This window comes from Alteromonas sp. 009811495 (genome assembly GCF_028865455.1).
Classification (GTDB): domain Bacteria; phylum Pseudomonadota; class Gammaproteobacteria; order Enterobacterales; family Alteromonadaceae; genus Alteromonas.
In genome coordinates this window covers 798,200-812,563 of the sequence record NZ_CP113972.1, presented here as the reverse complement: position 1 = coordinate 812,563, position 14,364 = coordinate 798,200, and the positions used below count along the sequence as shown (strand labels likewise).

At 44.5% G+C, this 14,364-nt stretch carries 17 protein-coding genes; 10 read left to right on the top strand and 7 right to left on the bottom strand.

Features of this window, described 5'->3' with window-relative positions:
• The first annotated feature begins 11 nt into the window (after positions 1–11).
• Positions 12–851, top strand: coding sequence for a spondin domain-containing protein (locus OZ660_RS03650; protein ID WP_226432877.1), 840 nt, complete (start codon positions 12–14; stop codon positions 849–851).
• 165 nt (positions 852–1,016) lie between these two features.
• Here the strand turns inward: OZ660_RS03650 and OZ660_RS03645 are convergent, their stop codons facing one another.
• From OZ660_RS03645 to rplM, 7 genes are all read right to left on the bottom strand, one after another.
• Positions 1,017–1,493, bottom strand: coding sequence for a ClpXP protease specificity-enhancing factor (locus tag OZ660_RS03645; protein ID WP_198814515.1), 477 nt, complete (start codon positions 1,491–1,493; stop codon positions 1,017–1,019).
• Complete coding sequence (gene sspA / locus OZ660_RS03640; RefSeq protein WP_012517332.1) at positions 1,490–2,122, bottom strand: stringent starvation protein SspA; 633 nt, start codon at positions 2,120–2,122, stop codon at positions 1,490–1,492. The genes OZ660_RS03645 and sspA overlap by 4 nt, the downstream gene beginning before the upstream one ends.
• A 111-nt stretch (positions 2,123–2,233) precedes the next feature.
• The gene (locus OZ660_RS03635) at positions 2,234–2,968 is read right to left on the bottom strand and encodes a cytochrome c1 (RefSeq protein WP_159623934.1); all 735 of its coding nucleotides are present in this window, start codon (positions 2,966–2,968) and stop codon (positions 2,234–2,236) included.
• A complete protein-coding gene (locus OZ660_RS03630) occupies positions 2,965–4,230 on the bottom strand; it encodes a cytochrome b (RefSeq protein WP_159623935.1) in 1,266 nt (421 codons plus the stop codon). Before OZ660_RS03630 ends, OZ660_RS03635 begins: the two co-directional genes overlap by 4 nt.
• A gap of 1 nt (position 4,231) precedes the next feature.
• Positions 4,232–4,864 carry a ubiquinol-cytochrome c reductase iron-sulfur subunit gene (gene petA / locus OZ660_RS03625; RefSeq protein WP_159623936.1) on the bottom strand — a complete coding sequence of 211 codons (633 nt, stop codon included), beginning with the start codon at positions 4,862–4,864 and terminating at the stop codon, positions 4,232–4,234.
• Between the two features lie 438 nt (positions 4,865–5,302).
• On the bottom strand, positions 5,303–5,695 hold the full coding sequence (gene rpsI / locus OZ660_RS03620; protein WP_014948330.1) for a 30S ribosomal protein S9: 393 nt from the start codon (positions 5,693–5,695) through the stop codon (positions 5,303–5,305).
• A gap of 12 nt (positions 5,696–5,707) precedes the next feature.
• A complete protein-coding gene (gene rplM / locus OZ660_RS03615; RefSeq protein ID WP_014948329.1) occupies positions 5,708–6,136 on the bottom strand; it encodes a 50S ribosomal protein L13 in 429 nt (142 codons plus the stop codon).
• A gap of 268 nt (positions 6,137–6,404) precedes the next feature.
• On the opposite strand from rplM, the gene OZ660_RS03610 reads away from it, so the two are divergent.
• The 9 genes from OZ660_RS03610 to OZ660_RS03570 all read left to right on the top strand — a co-directional run bounded on the left by OZ660_RS03610 (position 6,405) and on the right by OZ660_RS03570 (position 14,349).
• Positions 6,405–7,316: a hypothetical protein gene (locus tag OZ660_RS03610; protein ID WP_274742589.1), complete on the top strand. Its 912-nt coding sequence runs from the start codon at positions 6,405–6,407 to the stop codon at positions 7,314–7,316.
• Positions 7,317–7,397: 81 nt separating this feature from the next.
• Positions 7,398–8,063 (top strand): response regulator, encoded by a 666-nt coding sequence (locus tag OZ660_RS03605; protein ID WP_274742588.1) that lies wholly within the window; start codon positions 7,398–7,400, stop codon positions 8,061–8,063.
• Between the two features lies 1 nt (position 8,064).
• The gene (locus tag OZ660_RS03600; RefSeq protein WP_274742587.1) at positions 8,065–9,354 is read left to right on the top strand and encodes an ATP-binding protein; all 1,290 of its coding nucleotides are present in this window, start codon (positions 8,065–8,067) and stop codon (positions 9,352–9,354) included.
• The gene (locus OZ660_RS03595) at positions 9,338–9,703 is read left to right on the top strand and encodes a cupredoxin domain-containing protein (protein ID WP_202263711.1); all 366 of its coding nucleotides are present in this window, start codon (positions 9,338–9,340) and stop codon (positions 9,701–9,703) included. Before OZ660_RS03600 ends, OZ660_RS03595 begins: the two co-directional genes overlap by 17 nt.
• The gene (locus OZ660_RS03590) at positions 9,693–10,457 is read left to right on the top strand and encodes an FTR1 family iron permease (RefSeq protein ID WP_274742586.1); all 765 of its coding nucleotides are present in this window, start codon (positions 9,693–9,695) and stop codon (positions 10,455–10,457) included. The genes OZ660_RS03595 and OZ660_RS03590 overlap by 11 nt, the downstream gene beginning before the upstream one ends.
• A complete protein-coding gene (locus OZ660_RS03585; RefSeq protein WP_274742585.1) occupies positions 10,454–11,149 on the top strand; it encodes a hypothetical protein in 696 nt (231 codons plus the stop codon). The genes OZ660_RS03590 and OZ660_RS03585 overlap by 4 nt, the downstream gene beginning before the upstream one ends.
• An 83-nt stretch (positions 11,150–11,232) precedes the next feature.
• Complete coding sequence (locus OZ660_RS03580; protein ID WP_274742584.1) at positions 11,233–11,970, top strand: glycosyltransferase family 2 protein; 738 nt, start codon at positions 11,233–11,235, stop codon at positions 11,968–11,970.
• Positions 11,960–12,652 (top strand): TVP38/TMEM64 family protein, encoded by a 693-nt coding sequence (locus OZ660_RS03575; protein ID WP_274742583.1) that lies wholly within the window; start codon positions 11,960–11,962, stop codon positions 12,650–12,652. The genes OZ660_RS03580 and OZ660_RS03575 overlap by 11 nt, the downstream gene beginning before the upstream one ends.
• Positions 12,649–14,349 (top strand): ArnT family glycosyltransferase, encoded by a 1,701-nt coding sequence (locus OZ660_RS03570; RefSeq protein ID WP_274742582.1) that lies wholly within the window; start codon positions 12,649–12,651, stop codon positions 14,347–14,349. Before OZ660_RS03575 ends, OZ660_RS03570 begins: the two co-directional genes overlap by 4 nt.
• The last annotated feature ends 15 nt before the right edge of the window (positions 14,350–14,364 follow it).

Here is a 14,364-nt window from a genome sequence, read left to right as displayed (position 1 = left end):
GGAGCGTTAGAATGAAAAATCCAATTGTAAAACTCAGTACGCTGCTAATCCTCTCTGCACTAGTCAGTGCGTGTGGCGATGATGGCGATACAGGACCCCAAGGGCCTGCTGGTCCGCAAGGTGAAGCGGGTGTCGATGGCACAGATGGACAAGACGGCGCAGATGGCCAAGACGGTATTAACGGTAATTCCGCAGTATATACCGTCCAAATTACCAATCTTACCTATGCACAGCCGTTTGCCCCAGCAGCCATTGTTCTTCATGAATCAGGCTACCACGCTTTTGCAGAGGGCGAAGCGGCGAGCATGGGCATAGAAGTTATGGCCGAAGGCGGTAACCCAGCTATGGTGATTGAAGAGGCTATGGACTCTACCGATTTCTTGGATGCGCAGAACTCGGGTGGAATTTTAGGACCTAAAACAAGCAGTGACATGTTCACCTTAGTGGTTCCTGAGCTCGATGCTGACGATTTGCGTTTAACGGTAACCACGATGCTGGTAAACACCAACGATGCCTTCACAGGGCTAAATGCAGCCGATGTTAGCAATATGTCGGTGGGTGACAGTAAAACCTTTATGACAGTAACATGGGATGCTGGAACAGAGGCAAATACTGAAACCGCAGCAACCATGCCTGGGCCAGCAGCGGGTGCAGCAGGTGGCGGCGGCGAGGCCGCGGGTTATGATCCAGTACGAGACGACTTAGCGGATGTTGTGCGTTTGCATACAGGTGTTACTACCAATGCTAATGCAACCGATCCCAGCCGTGAAGGTTTAGCGACTTCGGTTTTAACTGAAGGGCATCGCTTTGATTTTCCGACAAGCAGAGTTGTGATCACTCGAACGCGCTAATTGTCATTAGTTTGCTTAGCAGATTATGACATTTGTGTATGACAAGGGCGCCCTCGCACTACGTGCTATGGGTGCTTTTTTATAGATAGATAGACATTGCGAAACAGAAAAGTGGCGATGCAATGAGCTGGCTTCAACATAATATTGAAACCAGTCTACATCGATTTATTTGATCACCTTAAGGGTAGGCTTACCTTTTTTAGGTGGCACAGGTGCATCTGCTTTGTCTGCTGCATCTGCGTCTTCAAGTGACGTAGGGCCACTTTGAGGCTGTGGTGCATCAGACTCCTGCTGTTGACGCTCCTCTTGTGCACGCGCAATATCCTCTTCTGTGGCAAACACAGTTCCGGCACCATTCTCACGTGCATATATGGCCATTACCGCTTCGCAGGGCATGCTCAAACGACGAGGTTGGCCACCAAATCGCGCTTGAAATGACAAGCCTTCCACATCAAGTGAGAAGTTTACACATGCGCTTGGGGATACGTTTAAGACAATTTGTCCGTCTTTAACGAATTCCTGCGGCACTTCCACCAACTCATTGGTTGCATCAACTACAATGTAAGGTGTTAAATCGTTATCAACAATCCACTCATAAAAAGCCCTAAGTAAATAGGGCTGGTTTGACGTCATAGATGTCATAGCGGGTTGTGGATCTCACGCTCTTGGTCCGTCAAAGACGCTTTAAATGAGCTGCGCGAGAAAATACGGTTCATATACGCGTTAATCTCTTTACTGCCAGCACCATTTAGCTCAATACCTAGCGCAGGAAGACGCCATAGTAGCGGAGCAAGATAGCAATCAACTAAGCTGAATTCTTCACTCATGAAGTAAGGCATTTCACCAAACACAGGCGCTAAAGAAAGTAGCGCTTCACGCAATTCATTGCGCGCTGCTTCAACATCGCCTTCACCACGGAAAATACGTGCTGCCAAAGAGTACCAGTCTTGCTCAATGCGATGCATCATAAGACGGCTTTGACCACGCGATACTGGGTAAACCGGCATAAGTGGTGGATGTGGGAAACGCTCATCAAGGTATTCCATGATGATGTGTGACTTGTAAAGTACAAGTTCACGATCAACAAGAGTTGGAACAGTACCGTAAGGGTTTAGCTCCAACAGATCTTCAGACAGGTTGCTAGGATCTGTGTAGCTGATTTCAACACCCACACCTTTTTCTGCCAACACAATGCGCACCTGGTGGCTATAAATATCAATTGTGTCAGAGAACAACGTCATAATAGAACGTTTATTCGCGGCTACGGCCATTCAATTTCCTCCGTCGAGAAACAAGTTTATGCCCACTAAAATGAGCGAATTACAAATGCCAAAAAAGGGGGCGAGAAGCCCCCTTTTGGTATTATACATAAATCTGCGCGATTAGTGCACTTCTCGCCAGTATTCTTTCTTCAGTAAGTAAACAAATACAAACAATACTGCGATAAAGATAAGTACCCACTTACCGATTTTGTGAGACTCAAGTTTTGAAGGCTCACCTGTGTACTCAAGGAAGTTCACAATATCGGCAACCGCTTGGTCGTACTCGTCAGGAGACATCGCGCCAGTACCATCTGACTTAATGCCTACGTAACGCTTAACCATTTCACCGTCAACCATTTGCTCTTCATAGGTGCGCGTTGGCGTACCTTGAAGTGGTTGAAGTACGTGTGGCATACCCACTTCAGGGAACACTGTGTTGTTCACACCAAACGGACGGCTCTCATCAACATAGAAAGAGCGAAGGTAAGTGTAAATCCAGTCTTCTCCACGAACACGAGCAACAAGCGTAAGGTCTGGTGGCGCCGCACCGAACCATGTTGCAGCCGCCTCTTCAGGCATAGCACGGGTAATATAGTCAGAAACCTTTTCACCCGTAAACTGCAAATGCTCTTGGCCCAATTCATCAGGAATACCCAAATCTTGGAATGAACGCTGATAGCGCTGATACTTCATAGAGTGACAGCCTAAACAGTAGTTCATGAACAATTGTGCACCGCGTTGTAAAGACGCCTTATCGGTTAAATCGATAGGCGCTTTATCAAGGTGTACGTTTCCACCTGCCGCAAGCGCTACGCCAGGTAGGAAGAAGGCTAAAAAGCACATCAATTTTTTCATTTAGAAATCCTCTCTGGCACAGGTTTAGTGTTTTCATTTTTGCTGTACAAGAACAGTGCAATGAAGAAACCGAAATACATTACTGTCGCGATTTGAGATGCAATGATTTTCCAGTTTTCTTGTGGCGTACCACCTAGGTAACCTAGGAAGATAAACACAATAGCAAACACAATAAGGTTTACTTTGTGTAGACCACAGCGATAGCGCCATGACTTAACACGTCCGCGATCAACCCAAGGCAGAGCGAATAGCGCTGCAATTGCGCCAAACATTGCTAATACCCCGAATAGCTTATCCGGTACCGCTTTCAAAATGGCGTAGAACGGCGTGAAGTACCACACTGGGAAGATATGCTCAGGTGTCTTCAGCGGGTTAGCAATTTCAAAGTTAGGGTGCTCTAGGAACTTACCGCCCATTTCTGGCGCAAAGAACAACACATAGGTAAACAGCGCTAAGAATACACAGAACGCCACTAGATCTTTAAGCACGATGTGCGGGAAGAACGGTAGTACATCGTCAGCAATATCGTACTTGCTTGTGTAGTACTCGTGAATTTCGTATTTAGTCTTTTCAGACTCAGGTAGTGATCCCTTCTTATGCTTGATAGCGATACCATCAGGGTTGTTTGAACCCACTTCGTGAAGCGCGATAATGTGAAGGAATACAAGAATTACAATAACCAATGGCAGCGCAATAACGTGTAGTGCGAAGAAACGGTTTAGCGTTGCGCCAGAGATAACGTAGTCACCCTGTAGCCAGATTACTAGGTCAGGACCAACAACAGGTATAGCGCCAAACAGCGATACGATTACCTGTGCACCCCAGTAAGACATTTGTCCCCAAGGAAGTACATAACCCATGAATGCTTCTGCCATAAGCGCAAGGTAGATAAACATACCAAACACCCATAGGAGCTCACGTGGCTTCTGATAAGAACCGTAAATCATGCCACGGAACATGTGCAGATATACCACAATAAAGAACGCTGACGCGCCAGTACTGTGCATGTAACGGATAATCCAACCGTAGTCGATCTCACGCATGATGTATTCAACAGAAGCAAACGCGCCTTCTGAAGAAGGAACGAAGTTCATGGTCAACCAAATACCAGTAATAATTTGGTTAACTAAAACGATAGTTGCCAAGAAACCGAACACATACCAAAAGTTCATGTTCTTTGGCGCAGGGTATTGAAGAGCGTGCATATTTGCTACGCGCATCATTGGGATGCGTTCTTCAATCCAACCTAGGAAAGCATTCATATTAAACAACCTCCGCTTCTGAGCCGATAATAACAGTTGTGTCATTAACGAACTGATAAGGCGGCACAACTAGGTTTAATGGTGCCGGTACGTTTTCAAATACACGTCCTGCCATATCAAACTTAGAACCGTGGCAAGGGCAGAAGAAACCATCTGGAACCCCTTCAACTACCTCTTCGAAAGCGCCATCTTTAAGGTGCTGTGGAGAGCATCCAAGGTGCGTACAAATACCCACTAGAATGAGGTATTCTTCTTTCATTGAACGGAAACGGTTTTGAGCAAAAGTAGGTTGCTGCTCAGCTTCAGAGTTAGGATCTTTCAGCTTATCTTCGTGCGTGCCTAGTTCTTCAAGAATTTCTGGCGTGCGGCGTACAATCCATACAGGCTTGCTTCGCCACATTACACGTACTAACTGTCCAGGCTCAATCCCGCTGATATCTACTTCAACGTCAGCACCAGCCGCTTTTGCTTTGGCGCTTGGATTCCAGGACGCAATAAAAGGCACAGCAGCACCAACAACACCTACACCACCAACTACCGACGTGGCAACGGTCAAGAACCGACGACGAGTGTTGTTTTCTGGCTGGTTATCGTTTTGTGCAGACTCTGTTGCATCTACAGATACATTGCTCATCCACATTTCTCCAGGTTTGGATAATTATGATGTGTAACACAAGCTTATACTGGTTTTATCTCGCTTGTGTCGTAGCATCATATGGCTTGTCATGAAAGCGACGTAACAGTGAATTTTCACTAGCTTACGAATTCACGAAATTTTACAAAATTTTCGACCGCAAATGATAAAAGAAAAGCCCTTATAAACACAAGGTTTTACTGATATTTAAGCGACAATTTAATTGAAAACTTTATTTAGGATCAAAGTGGGAAATACCGCAAATCAAGGTTTTGCTGTTGTTTTGAGGTAAAACACGGCAGAAATTAAACCTTTGTTATTTTAACTAGCGCTAAGCGCTGTGGGGTATGTAGCGGTATAAATCGTTGAAGTTGTGCAGATTGAGATAATAAAAAACCCGGCATAAGCCGGGTTTTTGCAATACAAAAAGCGTAAAAATTAACGCTTTGAGAATTGTGGACGCTTACGCGCTTTGTGTAGACCAACTTTCTTACGTTCAACGCGACGTGCGTCACGAGTAACGAAGCCAGCTTTACGAAGTGCTGGACGTAGTGCCTCATCATACTCCATAAGAGCACGAGTAAGACCGTGACGGATTGCACCCGCTTGACCGTTAGAACCACCACCTTTAACAGTGATGTATACGTCAAACTTTTCAGTCATTTCAACAAGTTCAAGTGGCTGACGAACAACCATGCACTCTGTTTCACGACCAAAGTACTCGTCAAGAGCGCGTTGGTTTACTTTAATGCTACCTGTGCCTGGACGTAGGAACACACGAGCAGTAGAACTTTTGCGGCGGCCTGTGCCGTAGTATTGAGTATCTGCCATGTTAATAGCTCCTTAAATGTCCAAAACTTGTGGTTGCTGTGCGGTGTGCTTGTGCTCTGCACCTGCGTAAACTTTCATTTTACGGAACATTGCGCGACCTAGAGGGCCTTTTGGCAACATGCCTTTAACTGCTTTTTCAATAACCATTTCTGGCTTGTGAGCAATTAGTTTTTCAAAGTTTGTCTCTTTAAGACCACCTGGGTAACCAGAGTGCGCATAGTACATTTTGTCTTGCGCTTTACGGCCTGTTACCGCAACTTTCTCAGCATTGATTACTACGATGTAATCACCAGTGTCCACATGAGGCGTGTACTCTGGCTTGTGCTTACCACGAAGGCGTAGTGCGATTTCAGAAGCCAAACGGCCTAGAGTTTTGTCTGTGGCGTCTACCACATACCAGTCACGTTGTACCGTTTCTGGCTTAGCAACAAAAGTTTTCATTTTCAAATTCACCCGAATAATATCGTCGTTACTGATTTCTGAACACCAGAAATCACCTTAAAATCAACACAATGACCCCTTCGAGCCGGCTGATTCTTCCACCTTCCCAAAGGTGGGCGTAACTGGGCAGGGCGCGAATTATACAGGAATTGTCGCAAATGCGAACCCCTAAAACCAAAAAAATAGGATGATTTTTCAACGAACATCGGTGACTTGGTTTAAAAATTGGTGTAGGGTTGATGTGTTGTATTTTTAAACAAAAATAAAAATGAAAAACGCTTTCTGCATTACACTTTGTGCATGGTTGTTTTCAACATGCATAGGTATTTCGCAGGCAAAGGAAGCAGACGAAATAATCTATACCCGAGCATTCGCTGACAGTGACTACGGGCACTACCATATTGCCGTTTTGCAAGCGGCGCTTAATATTACGCCTGAACTCGGTACAACATCAATCGCTCCGCATCCCCACCCTATGAGTCAAAGTCGACAACTGGTGTCATTAATAAACGGTGATGCCGATATTATGTGGAGCGTTACTAATCGCACTCGTGAGCAAAAACTTATCGCGATAAAACTGCCACTTTTAAAAGGTTTTGCCGGTCACCGGGTATTGGTTATTAACCCTAAGCGTCAACTGGACTTTCCTCTCCATATCGATATAAATCAGCTTAAATCAATGACGCTAGTACAGGGCGATGATTGGCCCGACCTTGAGATTTTAGAACATAATGGATACACGGTCTCAGGCGAAGACTGGAGTTTATGGTTTCAATCGATGTTCTCTATGGTCGAAAGAGACTTGGTCGACGGGTTTCCCCGCAACGTTATTGAGGTACATCGCGATTTAGCGCGTCACGCTGATAAAAACATTATATTGGAAAAAAACCATATTCTTCGATATCCAAGTTACGAGTACTTTTTTGTCAGTCCTCAAAATACTGCACTTGCTAATCGGTTACGTATTGGACTGATACGCCTGTTAGAAAACGGCGAACTGTCGGCATTATTTGAAGCGCAGGAAGGTCATAAAAAAGCAGCATTAATTGTAGATTCACCGTCACGAACAACCCATGCTTTAAAAAACCCCGCCATTCCTTATGTCCTTGACTACGCGCAGTGGGACAAACATGCAAGTTCAGCAATTAAAGCATTACGTGACGAAACGAATAGCAACTGAGCAGATGCCCAATAAAAAACCTTAAGGTTTTCTTAAGGTTTCTGGTATACCCTTAATTTACCGACTAATTGTAGGAATACTATGCGCATACTCTTGGTAGAAGATGACAAGCCATTGTCCAGTGCACTCACAACCTCATTGAGTAAGGCAAACTATGTAATAGATTGTGTGTATGACGGTGCTGGCGCTCTTAATACGCTCCGTGCTGCACAAAACGACATAGTCGTTCTCGATCTTGGGCTTCCAGATCAAGATGGGTTAAGCGTACTTAAACGTATCCGCAAAACTAATCCCACCTTGCCAGTTTTGATTCTTACCGCGCGAGATAAAACCTCAGACAAGATATCAGGGTTAGATGCAGGTGCAGACGATTATCTTCCTAAGCCCTTTGAAATTGACGAGTTGCTAGCTCGGCTCCGCGTTTTAGAGCGACGACTTGGCACTGCTTCACAAAGCGTGATTACAGTAAAAAACGTTAGTCTTGATACAACCCACCACACACTTACTATTGATGGAAGCAACGTACACCTCCCTCGTCGAGAGCTCATGCTTTTAAAAGCGCTGATTGAAAACGCAGGTCGAATACTGAGTAAGCATCAACTTGAAAGCAAACTCTATGAATGGGGTGAAGAAGTGGCCAGTAACACTATAGAAGTGCATATCAGTCATTTGCGAAAGAAAATGCCAGATGACTTCATTCGTACTATAAGAGGCGTTGGATATTGTATATCCAAGTCTGGGGACTAACGTGACGTCAATTCGTCGCTTTCTTATCTTAACGCTTACCAGCGCACTAGTGCTTATTGTATTTATTGCAGCACTACACGGCTATCGCGCTACTATAGGTATATCCACTACCCTATTGGATAATGAACTAACTGCGCTAAATAGCGCCATTGCATCTTTTGATAGTGGAACATCAGGTAACGAGCACACCTTATTATTCCAGATATGGCAAAACGATACCTTAATAAAAAGCTCAAATAGTGCGTTAACAACACCGCTTTCTGAATTCAAAAACGGTTTCTCTGAAAAGAATGTGCTTGGAACGCGATGGCGTGTATACACCGCTTATTTACAAAGCGAGGAAAAGTGGTACATGGTAGCTCAACCATTGAGTAATCGCTTTGTGTTAACCGATGCGCTCACGGTTGCTTCCATTACCCCCTTTATAATAAGTGTCCCCCTTCTCGCCATTATTTTATTTTTAGGGATCACTTGGGGTCTTTCGCCACTTAAACAGCTTTCTCGACAACTGGCAAAGCGAACGGGGAATGATTTTTCCACTATCTTTTTAGATAGGGAGCCAAGCGAATTAAAACCGGTTGTATCCACACTCAATTCAATGTTTACTCGACTAAGCGCGGCATTTGAAAGAGAGCAACAGTTTGCCTCTAATGCTGCACATGAACTGCGCACCCCGCTCAGTGTGATGAAAATCAATATCCATAATATTGCAGAAGAGCTGGGGGAAAACGGCAAACAGCTTCAAACACTGCAACGCGATACCGACAGAATGATCCACGCTGTAAACCAATTCTTGCTACTAACACGCACCAGCCCAGAAACCTTCGTAGAGCAAAAAGAGCCGGTAAATCTTTATTTTGTAGCCCAAGAAGTGATTAGTGATCTCTATGGAAAAATAGAAGCCAAGCAGCAAGACATTGCTTTGGAGGGCGATGAGATTTGGTTAAACAGCGTTCACTTCATGTTGTACACCTTGCTACAGAACCTAATTACGAACGCCAGCAACTACTCACCAGAAGGGGCACAAATAGTTGTACGAATAAAAAGACTGGCCTCCACGGTAGTATTAAGTGTCGCAGACTCTGGCCCTGGAATTCCGCGTAGTGAACGAGAAAGTGTACTAAAGCGTTTCAACCGCGCTACCCAAGCCAAAGCGACGACAGGAAGTGGTTTGGGCTTAGCCATAGTTTCGCAAATTGTTGCTCTGCATGATGCAAAAGTTGTACTTGATGATGCAGAGCTAGGCGGCCTTGAAGTAAAAGTGGAGTTTAACAATGAACTCTTACTTTAAAACTTCTCTCGCTATTTTAGCCGGTGTGTTTTCGTTTGCGTCTCCTCGTGCATATGCGCTTCCTGAAGTGGTGGTAGAAATAAAAAACCACCTTTTTTATCCTCAGAATGTTGTGGTACCTGCAGGAAAAAAAGTACGACTTACTTTTATCAACTTTGACGATACGCCAGAGGAAATTGATAGTTTTTCGCTTAACAGAGAAAAAGTAATTTTCGCCAACAGCAAAGGCAGCATTTATATCGGCCCTTTGAAACCAGGTGAATACCCATTCTTTGGTGAATTTCACCCCAACAGTGCTGTGGGTAAAGTTGTCGTAAAAGCACATGAAGAGGTGCGCGATGCTGATTAATACCGTGGTACTTTTTTTGCGCGACACGCTGCCAATCTTTCTGTTGCTCAGTGTACTCATTGCATTGCCGGGTGTACCTCGTTTCTCACTAGTATGGCGCGTCGGTTTAATGCTTGTGACAGCAGTTATTATGTATTCATATCTTGGCGTTATCTCTGAACTCGCAGAGGGTGCAGGGTTTGAATTGCTGAAATCTCTGCTATTGGTCAGCGCATGGTTAGGTATATGTATGCTAGCGATATTCCCATATTCAAAAGGACGCACAGTAAGTTTAGGTATTACACTACTTGTGCTTGGTATTGGACTTCCTAACAGCCTGCATTTTATGGTGTATTTTGTGTCCGAGCTAACCCGTAATAGTGATAGTTCGTTGCTGATTCTTGGCACTACAATTGGCTTGGGGATCAGTATTAGTATCGCTATTTTGCTAAACATTGCCCTTACACATTTTGTAGGCGCCAAAGTAATGTTTTGTTTCACGACACTATTTGTGGCCGCGCAAGTTGCGAATGTAGCCCTTCTCCTTGAACAAATCGATATCTTGCCTACGTCAAAACAAATCTGGAACAGCAGTCACCTTATTAGTGATAACAGCGAATACGGGCATTTATTGAACGCTCTAATTGGCTACGAAGCCACACCATCAATGAGTTACATGATGTTATTTTTATTATCCTTGGCTGTGCCTAACGCCATTGCGGCTTTGAAAAAGCACACTCCTGCACTGTGGCAACACGTGGAGGGTATTCGATGAAACGCCTTATTTTAATGATGTGTTCTGTGCTTGCTACCTTTGCCGCGAGTGCTGACAATTTCACCGTTGATAGAGTCTACCAACCTTACGTTTTACCTTTTGAACGCGAATTCGAATGGCGCCTAACCTCACGTCAAAATGACAACGGGAATGTGTTAATGCAACGCTTCTCATTTGGACATGCGCTTTCTGAATTTGTCATATTAGAAGCCTACGTTGTAGGTGCACGCGATGAAAACCAAGATTTTGGTTTGGAATCTTACGAACTTGAACTGCGTTGGATGGTGACCGAGCAAGGGCGGTATTGGGCTGATTGGGGAACCCTATTTGAATTAGAAAAGCAGCACAATACCGATGACTGGGCAGCGAAAGCGGGCATTCTCACTGAAAAAGAATTGGGTCAGTTCAGTCTAACGACCAATGTAAGCTTGGTATATGAGTGGGGAGAAACCGTAGCTAACGAGTGGGAAGGTGAATTCAAAACAAAGTTCCGCTATCGCTGGATCCCTGAAGTACAGCCTGGTATTGAGATGTATGTGGCCGAGGACTATATAGGTGTTGGACCGGCCTTTATGGGCATAAAACGCTTCGACAGACAAAAACAATTAAAATGGGAGCTCGGTTTCATTGCTGGGCTCAATGGCGATAGCAAGGATCATACATTACGTATGTCACTCGAATATGAATTTTGATTTATAGAATTAAGAAGCCTTAAGCTTTTCTTAAGGTTTCCTTTTTACAGTACTGGGCATAGTCACTTTACTATTCTATCCCTATGCATCAGATTCAAGTCAGCGTAGTACTCCCAGCAAAAAATGAAGCCAAAAATTTGCCTTTGCTGCTACGAGAAATTGCACAATCCGTCAACACCGAACAAACTGAAATAGTGGTCGTCGATGACGGCAGCAATGACGACACGACGACATTGCTTTTGTCATTAGCAGACTCCCTCCCCCTTAGTTGCAAAGTAATTACACACCCTTATAGCTGCGGTCAGAGTACCTCGGTGTATCATGGTGTGCTGTCTAGCCAAGGAAAATGGGTTGTTACATTAGACGCCGACGGACAAAACGATCCAGCAGATATCCCAAGACTCATAGAAAAGGCCACACAAGAAAAAGGGGCGCATTTTTGTGTCATTGGACATCGCCAAAAGAGACAAGATACCCACTGGAAGCGCTTGCAGTCTAAAGTGGCCAACCGAGTAAGGCAGTGGATCCTACAAGATGATACACCTGATACAGGTTGTGGTTTAAAGCTGCTTCCACGCGCAACCTTCCTGATGCTTCCTTATTTTGACCATATGCATCGTTATATACCTGCACTGACTAAGCGATTGGGTGGCAATATAGTGTGTGTACCTGTTAATCACCGTGCGCGTACTGAAGGACAGTCCAATTATAATGCCTGGAATAGAGGGTGGGCAGGCATTATAGATATGCTCGGCGTAAGGTGGCTAATGTATCGAAGTCGACTCGACGCCATCAATAAGACATTCACTTATGAAAAATAAGTATTTTCAGCTTAACGCGCCCCTTAGTTTTTTCATAGGCTTAGTATTTATTTCAGTGCTTTGCTATTTATCACTTCAGCTAACTTCTGACGTTCTAGCCCACAGTAGCGATCCGAGTTGGCTAACATCGTATATCGCGAAGCTTAGTACGCGCGAAGTACTATTGATTCTTGGTGCGTTTGTCGTGTTAATGACACTGGGCATTCCCCGGCAAGCTGTTAGCTTTTTTTGCGGGGTTGGCTTTGGTGCTATTGAAGGCAGTTTCGTCGCGTTATTACTTACGTGTATGTCTGCAAGCGCAGCCTATTTAATGGCACGCGGTCCGCTTAACAAGCTGCTTGCACCGCTCATTAAGACAAATGGGTATGCAAGTAAACTGTTGCCTTTGCGAGAAAAACTTGTAGATAACAGCTTTCGAACTGTGCTTATGGTTCGACTTTTTCCAATAGGCTCTAATGTTGCAACCAATGTTATTGCAGGCGCATGTCGAGTGCCCTTCATACCCTTTATCACAGCAAGTACCCTAGGCTTTGTTCCACAAACAGTACTTTTTTCGTTGCTAGGAAGTGGTTCTCGCTACATCAGTACTGTTGAACAGCCTATTCACATTGCTGGTCTAGTCATTAGCGTATTTTTGATATTATCGTTGTCTCGCTATACGCGAAAGGAGCAGGCGCAATGACATCTGCGTTTGCTCATAACCGCACTGCTATCATCCTTTTCGTGGTTGCAACAGTCATTATTTTTGCAGGCATTGGCGTTCGCGACGCCTGGCCTCCTGACGAACCTCGCTTTGCACTTGTTGCTAAAGAAATGGTGACGAGTGGTCAGTGGCTTATTCCTATGCGCGGTGGAGAAATTTACCCTGACAAACCGCCTATTTTTATGTGGTGTATTGCGCTGTTCTACCTTATGACAGGCAGTTTAAGCGTCGCAATGCTTCTACCAAGTGCTATTGCGAGCCTGATAACCTTGGCACTTACTTATCGTTTAGCGCGCGCGCTCGCCGACGAAAAAACGGCCATATTCAGCATGCTATTGTTGTTGTTAAGTCCACAATTTGTGATCCAAGCAAAGTTTGCGCAAATTGATGCGTTGGTAGCGTGTTTTATCTGGGTTGGTGTTTATGGTTTTGTGCGCCATTTTTGTATCGCAAAAAGCTGGCGCTGGTACTACATGGCTTGGGCTGCCATGGGCCTTGGTATCATTACTAAGGGTGTGGGCTTTCTGCCGGTTTTAATCTTTATTCCCTTTTCTTTTTTAGCGTTTAAGCACCAACTTCCATCAAAACGATGGGAAAAACGCGCGTTATTCGGCCCCTTAATCATGCTAGCGGTTATACTCGTTTGGCTTGGCCCTGTGCTTTATTTGGGCGTGTATCAACAAGATCCTATGATACAGCAGTACTTGTCTAACATTTTACTTAAGCAAACGGCTCAGCGATATGCAAATGCGTGGCATCATATTGAGCCTTGGTATTACTACATTGTAAAAGTCATTCCACTGTTTTGGTTGCCGTCGATTGTTGTACTGGTCTTAAAAAGAAAAGAGCTCAAGCTCGCGTTAAACGAACATCCTGCCTTCTTCGCACTAGCATTCTGGGCGGTGTTAGTTGTGATATTCTTCAGTTATAGTCCGGGAAAGCGCGGTGTTTATGTGTTGCCCGCACTTCCGGCAGTAGCCATGATTGCAGGTTTATTATTATCTCGCGGGGGAATGTCAAGAACCATAGAGACGATTGGACGCATAATCACACTCGTACCATCACTGCTTTTAGTCGCAGCAGGTGCAATGTTTTTACTCAGTGACCAAACTGTAAGTACTTTAATTTCACGTTATCACAGTGATGTAATTACAATAAACACACTTGCCGCCATTTGTTTGCTACTAGGTACACTCACCGTCGCAGTGCAAGGTTTACGCTTTTCTAAGCATATCGTTGCATGGTTAATATTGATAACAGTTATCCCATCAACACTAGGAGCTTGGGCGCTCAATGATATACGTACACCAACGCACCTTTTACATCGTGCTCAGATGCAAATAAGTCACCTTTCACCAAACGAGGCTGCCCCAAAAGAAGAATCAATGGTAGGTATTGTTGACTTTAAGGAACAGTATTTACTGTTTTCGCCATTTTCACTTACTCATTTTGGCTACCATACTCCAAAAGACATAGAGAATGGCACTGCATGGGCGTGGCTTAACGCACACCCTTCTCGATTTTTGCTAGCGCCTAAGGACTATGATTTTCAATGTGTCGATTTAGAAAAATCAATCCCATTGGGTTTTGCACATCGAGATGAATGGCTACTCATTCCATCAATAGCTGCGCATTCAAATTGCACACTATCTTCAGACGGACCTACCTTCCATTGAGGAAATAAACACAAC